Origin of the sequence: Bariatricus sp. HCP28S3_A4, from assembly GCF_052066395.1 — a bacterium.
In the GTDB taxonomy this organism is placed as follows: domain Bacteria; phylum Bacillota; class Clostridia; order Lachnospirales; family Lachnospiraceae; genus Allocoprococcus.
The window spans coordinates 1-8,638 of the sequence record NZ_JBQHSE010000053.1; the positions used below are offsets into that span (position 1 = coordinate 1).

Consider the following 8,638-nt stretch of genomic DNA (forward strand, 5'->3'; position numbering starts at 1 on the left):
TTTTTTCTAAATTCTGGAGTGTAAGTCTGTGGCATAATAATTCCTTCTTTCTTTGATAGATTGATTATATCTTATTAGCCACTACTATTACAACGTTAGTATAGCACTTCAAGCGGGCGGCATTGGCATAGAGAAAGGTGGAATTTTAAATGGATAATGCTATTAAGCTTACGGACTCAAATGGACATGATGTGTACTTCGAGTTTCTTGATCTGATTGAGTTCGATAATGAAGAGTATGTTATTCTTCTTCCGATAGATGATACAGACGGTGAGGTAGTTATTCTGAAAATAGAGTCTATAGATGATCCAGAAATGGAAAGCTATTGCTCAGTAGAAGATGAATACATACTCAATCAGGTGTTTGGCATATTCAAAGAAAAATTCAAGGATGAATTTGCATTCCTGGAAGATTGAGAAAATCAATTTGAAATTGAAGTTATTGGCATTTCATGCTATACTAAATAATAAGACCTTACAAGTTGAGACCGTTGAAAACTTGACGATGGACTACAGGTGTTTAAGTTTTCACTGAATTCGAAATCTTCTTTATAACAGAATGTATTCCCCCTAGATTATCAAGAACATCATTGTAATAGAATTCATATTATCAACATTGGAAAAGGAGATGTGCCATATGATGAATACATTTGAGAGTTACCTGAAGGAGCCATATGTTCTTGATTTCAGCCAGATGCAGAGTCTGCACGGAGATTTGTTATCTGAAATTGATAATGACGCTGATGCCATTGAACTATACGATGAGCTCATTGATATTGCTACAAAATATGCGGCGATCCGTGCTAAATGGGGAATGTTGTCAAGGGAAGAGAAAATGGATATCGATTCTTTAAGAACGTTACATCATAATTCCGTGATCATTCACTTTAATATGTTGGCAAGATATCTGCGTATGCAGGGGAAAAAAGCTGCGTGGCGCGATGTGCTTGGAGATGATGAGGATAACAGATATTATCGAAAGACGATAGGTGATTTTGGTTGCTATATTGTTTTTGTGAATAGCATCTGTGCACGATAATTTCTATAGAAGGTGTAGGACATGGCAGTAAGACCGGTATATGAAGTTAGAGAAAGTGCACCATTTTTTAACGTAATAAATGTTGAATTTGAATGGAATGGGGGATTTGCGAAGTCTCAGAAGCAGAAAAATATTAGAGCAATTCATGATAATTATCAATCTCAAAGGCCGGATAAAAAAGTATTGGAGATTTCAAGCAAGTCAATGCAGGAGGGCGGAGAATCATTAAGTGCATTTTTCCTTCCAAAGTATGTTCCGGAGCTTGGAAAAAGTGTCCCTGTGGAATGTGTTTTTCAAGCTGGAAAAACATTTCAGAATGGTGGACCATATAAGGATCTGCTATCCGTCACACCCAGAGAAGCAAAGAGAGATGATAGACTAAAAAATAGTGGAAGGCTGCTCTCGTTTATGTTTGACGGACAGGAATATCCGCTTATTCCCAAGACTATTTTTTATGATTACATTTATATGAATGCACTTCTCGAAAATCAAGAGTTGGCTAAAACTGCTTTACAGTATGATGCATTTACGGATGTTGAATTTAATCCTGAAAAAAGCCTAAATTGTCAGGCAAAAGCGGCTGTGACGTTTGTTGCTTTATCTAGAATGGGATTAGTGGAACAGGTTAAAGAGTTCGGTTCTTTCCTGGCCTTATATGGATTAGAAGCATCAAAAATGCTGAAGAACTCTGAGAATGCTTCGACGGAAGAAAAAATGTCATACACATCTGTTAACATACAAGCTGGAAATATTATCTGTCACAAAAAATATGGCAAGGGTGTGATTGAAAAGATAGAAGATACAGTTATTGTGGTTCGATTCCCTGAGGTTGGTGAAAAGAAGCTTGGATTAAAATGGTGTGTTCAGAATTGTAAGATTAATAAGAGACTGTGATTCTAGGCAGGAGTATCTATAAGTGCTTTCTAGGATGGGGACAAAGCTAACAGTTATTCTTGAAAAGCTTAAGAGGAGATTTGGATGAAACGAGTTCTTGTAATGTCAGTATTTGACGCATTTGAATATGTCATGCAGCATTATTATCCTGCTGGCATGGAGGATATGGTTGAGAAGTCTGATACATATGCAGTGATTTCTATTCAGGATTCACACACAAACGGCTTTGGAATTACCTTTTCCGAGAATCAGTACTGCAAAGCTGTGCTTACATTGAAATTTGATGACATCATCCGTCCTGTAGATGGTGCGCAGATTTTTACTGAGGAGATGGCGAAGCAAATTATACGCTTTATTAGAAAGTATAAAGCTGTTGATACGTTGCTGATTCATTGCTATGCTGGACAGTCTCGCTCTCGTGCTGTTGGTGCTTTTGCAGTTTGGCTTCTTGGTGGTAATAATTCAGTATATTTTGAAAAATACAATCCAAATGAATATGTATATGAACTATTGATGCAGACCTTGCCAGATATTCAAGAAAGTTTAGAAGAAGATATCGATGATCTTTGCGTTTCATTATATGAGCCTGATATGAGTGAAGCAGTGTTAGCTAAGACTGTTTATACTGGTACAAAGTATAAGGATGCCTGCCATAATATCGAAAAATTTTGTCAGGCGGTGCCTGCTGGTGGATGCTGGTTGAGTTACCTGTGCGATATGGACGAATTAAGCTATTTACATGGCGAAATGCTTTCACTTATGGAAGAAGAGCCAACTGAAATGAATAAAAAGAAATTAGCTGTTTACGCTCAAGAAATTGATAGAATTGTGAATTGACGAGGAAGGTGAAGTAATGGACAAGTTAATGGACGAATTAAGAATGATCCATTGTTTAGAGAGACAGATTAAAACTGAGTATAGTGTTGAAAATGCTTTTGAGTTGGCAAGAATATTAGTAAACAACGGAATAACTGAGATTACAGATAATATTCGTGAAAAAATACATTATATGCAGAGGGTATGTGAAATCGACAGTTTGGATAACTATTGGGTATGTACTCTTGTGGGAAATCATACTCTCGATGAAATAAAAGCTCGCCATGATTTTTATAGACAATATGCAGGTGAAGAAAAATGCAAGGCGGATAATCTTGCTCTTACTTGCGAAAAAGGAAATGATTATCTTACTTTCTTTATAGAACTTGGGTTTAATGATGATCAGATAAATAGTGCGATGAGAAAGGTTGTTAAAAATGGTTCGATTGTAAAATCTGAAAAGGAAGCAAGGAACATCGTTGGAGAATTAGATATTTTCGGGGTGTCAGACGATGTTCGTAATCAATTTATTAGTGATAACGCTGATTTCCTGTTTAACGATTATACAGGAGAGGTTATGGCGACTTGGCAATTGTTTGAAAATCTGTGTCAGAGATTTGGCAAAGACGGAGGTTTTGCTTGCTTAATAGAGCATCCAGAGTACCTGCGTTTTGGTGTGGAGGAGAAAACTCTAAGGGACAAAGTGCTGGATTATTTATACGATGATGAAGCTATTTTTTCTCGGCTCAGAGATTGCGATTTTGAAAAACCAGATGGAACTGAGATCTTGCTGGAATTTGCAAAAGAAGTGCGCTCACGGGTGCCTGTTAACGATCCGGTAGTAACAAATGATCTTATGCTCATATTAGATATTGTTTGGGGATTTATGGAATTCGCACAAGAAGCTGAATGGGCACACTCAATTGCAAGTGAGATGAGAAGGATTATCATGACCCGTTAGTTGATAAGGAACGGTGCGCATGAATGATGATTTCAGCAAGTATTCCGTGGATGAATCAGAAACAGAAGAATTCAAAAAGTGAGGTGCATGGATGGCATCGAAGGTACAGCGAAAAGACCGCAAGTATAAGGACCTTTCCATGAAACAAAAGACAAGGATTGCCGATAAGGCATATCGTGAATATCTTACCTTCTATCTTAAGTACGAAAGAATGCCAGAAGCGGAAGAAGCAGCTGCCATTCACCGTAAGATGTTCCAGACTGTTCTGGCACTGGCACCGATGGCAACTTTTGAAGATTTTGAAAAGTTATGTCAGAAGCATAGTGCCAAATATGAGGAACGGATTCTTTCAGATATAAGCAGAGGAATTACAGTGGAATCTCTTCATAAACCAAAGAAAACACCGGAAGAGAAGGCTGCAATTCTAAAAGCGAAAAATGAGGCACGAAGAAAGAAAAAGAAGTTACGAGAATCACAGGCGCTGGTTCTGGAGCAGGATGATACATTTTTCATTATTGCCGGATATACCTCCGGCGGAGCCCCATACGGTGTTACTTGGGAGCAGATGGATACGGATCCTTATGACGAAATAGAATAGGAGGATGCGCAAATGAGCAGAAAACTCGTTGCTTATTTTTCAGCCAGTGGAGTTACTGGAAATGTTGCTAAGACATTAGCAGAAGCGGCAAATGCCGATCTGTATGAGATAAAACCGCAGGTGCCGTACACCACTGCGGATCTGAACTGGATGGATAAGAAATCCCGTAGCTCTGTTGAGATGCAGGATAAAACTTCAAGACCGGAGATGACCGACCATAGTGCACCTGTGGCAGATGCAGACGTAATTTTTGTTGGTTTTCCAATTTGGTGGTATGTGGCACCGCACATTATCAATTCTTTCTTGGAATCATATGATTTCAGTGGAAAGACCATTGTACTTTTTGCTACTTCCGGTGGAAGTGATTTCGGAAGAACACTGGAAGCGTTAGAGGATAGTGTTCGTGGTACTGCACATCTGATGGAAGGAAGAATGCTTAATGGAAAGCAGGATATGGACGCATTGAAATCTTGGGTTGATAGTCTGGGTCTGTAATAAGTGATTAAAACTATGAAGCTCTGGCAATACTCGAATGAGTGTTGTCAGAGCTTCTTTTTGCCTGTTTTTAAGGCAACTCGTTCATTTACGATGCATTGATCACCATGGAAATGAAAATGATCTATTAATAGGTCAATAGACCTTTTTAAGATGCTGAGTTTGGAGAGCGTTGAAGGTATAATTAAAGCATAGAAAAACGAAAAATCTAGTAGAAAGGAGGTCATGCCCTATGAAAAAATCAACGGACTATTCCAACCATGATCGTTTTGTTGATTTGGGACTCATCATCGCGGCACTTAGAAAACGCCAAGGTCTGTCTCAAGAGAAATTCGCTGAGAAAGCGGATATTGCAAGATCAACACTAAGCGCCATAGAAGCTGCTAACAATTCACGAGCTTTTTCCGTTGACACACTTTTCAAGATAGCAGATGCACTTGGAATTTCGGCGGGTGACCTTCTAAACTATTCGTTACCAGCTTCTAATTTGTGATTAGCGAAGAGATTTAATTGTATCCTGCAATGCTCTGATACTGATTCTGGCTTGATAGATTACATCCTGATGGCCTTACTAATATTATATGAAATTATTGACCGCAAGGCTATCAGTTTCGATGCTGGGAACCCTTGCGGTTTTCTTTTATACAAAATAATACTTTGGCACAACCGGGGAAACCCGGCGTCGCAAAACTACAGGGCCTGAAATGGCAGCCAGTTGCACTAACGCGGTTAAGCGTAGTACCTGCCCAGGCAACCAATGTCTGGGCTTTTCTGTTATACATTGAGGAGGTGTTCTTATGTTCTTCGAGAAATTATTTAGGAAAAAAGAAGGACAGACAATCGAACGGGTAGAAGCACCGTCGATTGAGACGACTAAGATTATGGAGAGCGCTGCAAATTCTGCATTGATTACGGATGAGCAGAAACATGACCATGATTTCAGGATGACACTTACGGGATTGGAACAAAGACTACATACGTCTGAGAGCAATGAGGAAATTATCATGGAGGCTATCAAGACGGCATGTGACTTCTATGAAGCAGAATGGGCAGGCATTTTGATTGCTGATGTTGAAACCGAGGCATGGGCTCCGATGACTTGCTATAACCGCCTTACCGGAAGAATGGAATCTCGCTATACAAAAGAGGTTGAAGCATTTGAAGGTTTTGGTCGTTGGATCAAGGCATTTTATGATGGAAAACCATTAGTCGTGCCGGATGCATCTGTCATCAAAAAGATGTTTCCGGATGAGTTCCAGCATTATCAAAGATTAGATGTCCAAAGTTTGATTGGCACTCCATTTGGTGAGAAGCCAACGGGGTTCTTTGTTGTGAAGAATCCTACAAGATATAAGACATATCCGGATATGGCACAGATGCTTGCGTTTGTAAGCATGACGACTTTTTATCTGCAGGAGCTGCAACAGAGTATGGCAGAGTTGGAAACAAATCAGGATGACTCTGCAGACGAACATACCATTCGTATTAATCTCCTTGGTATGCCGGAAGTTTGCGTCGGAAGCAAAAAGCTGGATATGAGAGTATATGCTTCTGATAACGCATGGAAAGTAATTTCGTTCCTAGCACTGAAAGGGAAACCGGTTCCAGGCTCAACATTGATTGAGAATATCTGGCCGAAGATAAAAGATACATCCGATACCAATCCACTTCGCAGTGCTCTGTATCAGATGCGCAGCAAGTTCCAGTTCCTCTGTCCGAATATCATTTCCAGCAATGAACAAGGATACTGGTTTAATCCAGAGTACCGTGTTGAGGTGGATACGGCTCTGGTGGAAGAACTGTGGAAGAAAATTTCTGAAGAGAAAAATCACAGTGTAAGATTGGCTCACCTGAAGCAGGCGGTCAAATTGTTCAGAGGGTATCTCTGCGATAATAAACTGGATGAGCCATGGATGATTTCTTATTATCATACATACAGTAGTCTCTACGCTCAGGTTATGACTTCTCTTTTAGATGAAATTGATAAGGATGAGAATTATACCGGTATTCACAAGTATGCTTCTGCTTCTTTATCCATGCTGGATGGTAATCCCAAAATCTGTTTCTGGCTGACTGTCTCTACTTATTTTATTAGTGGAAAAAGTGCTGCGTTGGAAGTGATAAATGCCAACAGGAGTTCTTTGTCATCAGAAGAATTTGATGTCCTGATGAAGGAAGTCGAAGCTTACATTAAAAATCATGGAGGTACTCTGTAAACTATTTTCGTGGTAACACGGGAAATAACACACTGATTTTTAGGTTACACATAGTATTACACAGGTGATGTTACTGGATACAACACGGCAACACGTTTGGTGATACGGCTCTAAACACGTAGTATAACACCCTCGTTCGATAGCATTTCGAGGCAAGTAAAAATTGCCTTTGAAATCTACCGAATGGGGGTGTCTTTTTGCATCCGGACAAGTCTTTTGGAGCGGTTATTCTTGCATGTATTTGTAGGAATGACCGCTCCTTTTTTGGTTATTACAGGTGCCGTGCACCACCTTCGGTTCTTGAGTTTGCATCTTTTCAAATTTCAAGAACTGGAGGAAATAAAAATGTATTATGATCCGAAAATGTGCGGAAAACGTATTCAGGTCCTTCGCAAGAAAAAGGGGCCTACACAGCTGCAGTTGTCTTTCAAAATAAATGTCTCAGAGAGTCATCTGAGAGCAATCGAAACCGGTATACGCGGTGCTTCCATAGATTTGCTGATTGAGTGCTCAGAGTTTTTCCAGGTATCTCTTGATTACCTGGTTCTTGGCAAGACGGATCCGGACAAAGCAGAGATGATGATGCAGCTGGATATTCTGAGCAATCACATTGATCAGTTGAGAAAACTGATTTGAAATATACGGAATTGTCAAGAGGAAAACATATCGTTTCTGGCGAGGTTGTGTGCCCTCTGAGAATATGTTGAGGGCAAAAATCTTCGGTAGAATTATTCTCGTAAGCGGTGCTTCACCGCTTACGAGATCTTTGAAAACTGAATACTATTCATCAGAACTTTACTGTAGAAGGGAGCCTTCGTCGGCACGCCATGATGTTCAATGGAACGTAGCGATTCGCCGGAGCAAATGCCAGGTTGCAACTGGCGGTGGTGTTGATCTTCTACAGGTACAATGATACTTCCGTAATTCGCGGTCCGGCCATAATGAAGGCGGGATGGTTAAGCGCCAATGAAGCTGCTTCGCAAGCGCGTCTGATGAAATACAGAGTTGATGACTTTAGGGCAGTCCTGTACCTCATCGAAGATGATGAGGGTCTTTTCTGTCATAATCTTCTGACCGCTTGCCAGCATCAGGTTTTGCAGAATACGATCAACATCCTTGGTGGTTTCAAAGAATTGTTTGTATTCTTCGTTTTCATCAAAGTTAAAATAAGCCGTATTTTCATAGTAACGCTTGCCGAACTCTTTCAGAATCCAGGTCTTACCCACCTGACGTACACCCTTCAGGATCAACGGCTTACGGTAGGGAGAATTCTTCCAGTCCAGCAGCTTTTTCAAAATAAATCGTTCCATAGACTCACACCTCACACTTTTATTGGAGTTTTAGTGTTTCTTGATCACACTTTTATTATATGCATATGGCGCGTCCCAACGGCCGGTTTTGCGGAGCAAAACGACCGAAATGCGAAGCTGAACAGCCGTTAGGCTTTGATTGATACAGAAATCTCTAGGATAATATATTCATTCATCTATCAGATGAAAATATATTTCTTAGGAGCTTCTTGTATAATTCAAATATAAGGAATTCCAAGAAAGAAGGTTGAGAAAAAAATACCTCAGTGTAAAATAAGATTACTGACTTTGCACGGTTAGTAAAAAATCT

Annotated in this window: 10 protein-coding genes, 1 pseudogene and 1 riboswitch; of the genes and pseudogenes, 10 read left to right on the forward strand and 1 reads right to left on the reverse strand. The window is 39.9% G+C overall.

Annotated features, from left to right (window positions below; genetic code table 11):
- The first annotated feature begins 149 nt into the window (after window positions 1-149).
- The 10 genes from ACTNBF_RS15755 to ACTNBF_RS15800 all read left to right on the forward strand — a co-directional run bounded on the left by ACTNBF_RS15755 (window position 150) and on the right by ACTNBF_RS15800 (window position 7,654).
- Window positions 150-416, forward strand: a complete 267-nt coding sequence (locus ACTNBF_RS15755; protein WP_216419682.1) for a DUF1292 domain-containing protein — start codon at window positions 150-152, stop codon at window positions 414-416.
- A gap of 220 nt (window positions 417-636) precedes the next feature.
- Window positions 637-1,038: a hypothetical protein gene (locus ACTNBF_RS15760; RefSeq protein WP_441089643.1), complete on the forward strand. Its 402-nt coding sequence runs from the start codon at window positions 637-639 to the stop codon at window positions 1,036-1,038.
- A 21-nt stretch (window positions 1,039-1,059) separates the two neighbouring features.
- On the forward strand, window positions 1,060-1,932 hold the full coding sequence (locus tag ACTNBF_RS15765; RefSeq protein ID WP_441050318.1) for a DarT1-associated NADAR antitoxin family protein: 873 nt from the start codon (window positions 1,060-1,062) through the stop codon (window positions 1,930-1,932).
- A gap of 84 nt (window positions 1,933-2,016) precedes the next feature.
- Window positions 2,017-2,769: a hypothetical protein gene (locus ACTNBF_RS15770; protein WP_441050319.1), complete on the forward strand. Its 753-nt coding sequence runs from the start codon at window positions 2,017-2,019 to the stop codon at window positions 2,767-2,769.
- Window positions 2,770-2,785: 16 nt separating this feature from the next.
- Complete coding sequence (locus ACTNBF_RS15775; protein WP_441050320.1) at window positions 2,786-3,709, forward strand: hypothetical protein; 924 nt, start codon at window positions 2,786-2,788, stop codon at window positions 3,707-3,709.
- A gap of 91 nt (window positions 3,710-3,800) precedes the next feature.
- On the forward strand, window positions 3,801-4,307 hold the full coding sequence (locus tag ACTNBF_RS15780) for a hypothetical protein (RefSeq protein ID WP_441050321.1): 507 nt from the start codon (window positions 3,801-3,803) through the stop codon (window positions 4,305-4,307).
- Between the two features lie 12 nt (window positions 4,308-4,319).
- Entirely contained in the window at window positions 4,320-4,802 is a 483-nt protein-coding gene (locus ACTNBF_RS15785; protein WP_441050322.1) for a flavodoxin, read from the forward strand.
- A gap of 232 nt (window positions 4,803-5,034) precedes the next feature.
- On the forward strand, window positions 5,035-5,295 hold the full coding sequence (locus ACTNBF_RS15790; RefSeq protein WP_441050323.1) for a helix-turn-helix domain-containing protein: 261 nt from the start codon (window positions 5,035-5,037) through the stop codon (window positions 5,293-5,295).
- Window positions 5,296-5,451: 156 nt separating this feature from the next.
- A riboswitch (cyclic di-GMP riboswitch) is annotated at window positions 5,452-5,525 on the forward strand.
- A gap of 74 nt (window positions 5,526-5,599) precedes the next feature.
- Complete coding sequence (locus ACTNBF_RS15795) at window positions 5,600-7,018, forward strand: hypothetical protein (protein ID WP_441050324.1); 1,419 nt, start codon at window positions 5,600-5,602, stop codon at window positions 7,016-7,018.
- Window positions 7,019-7,363: 345 nt separating this feature from the next.
- Window positions 7,364-7,654, forward strand: coding sequence for a helix-turn-helix domain-containing protein (locus tag ACTNBF_RS15800; RefSeq protein WP_441050325.1), 291 nt, complete (start codon window positions 7,364-7,366; stop codon window positions 7,652-7,654).
- 362 nt (window positions 7,655-8,016) lie between these two features.
- Here the strand turns inward: ACTNBF_RS15800 and ACTNBF_RS15805 are convergent.
- Window positions 8,017-8,328, reverse strand: a pseudogene (locus ACTNBF_RS15805) (AAA family ATPase); the annotation flags it as partial.
- Window positions 8,329-8,638: the final 310 nt, after the last annotated feature.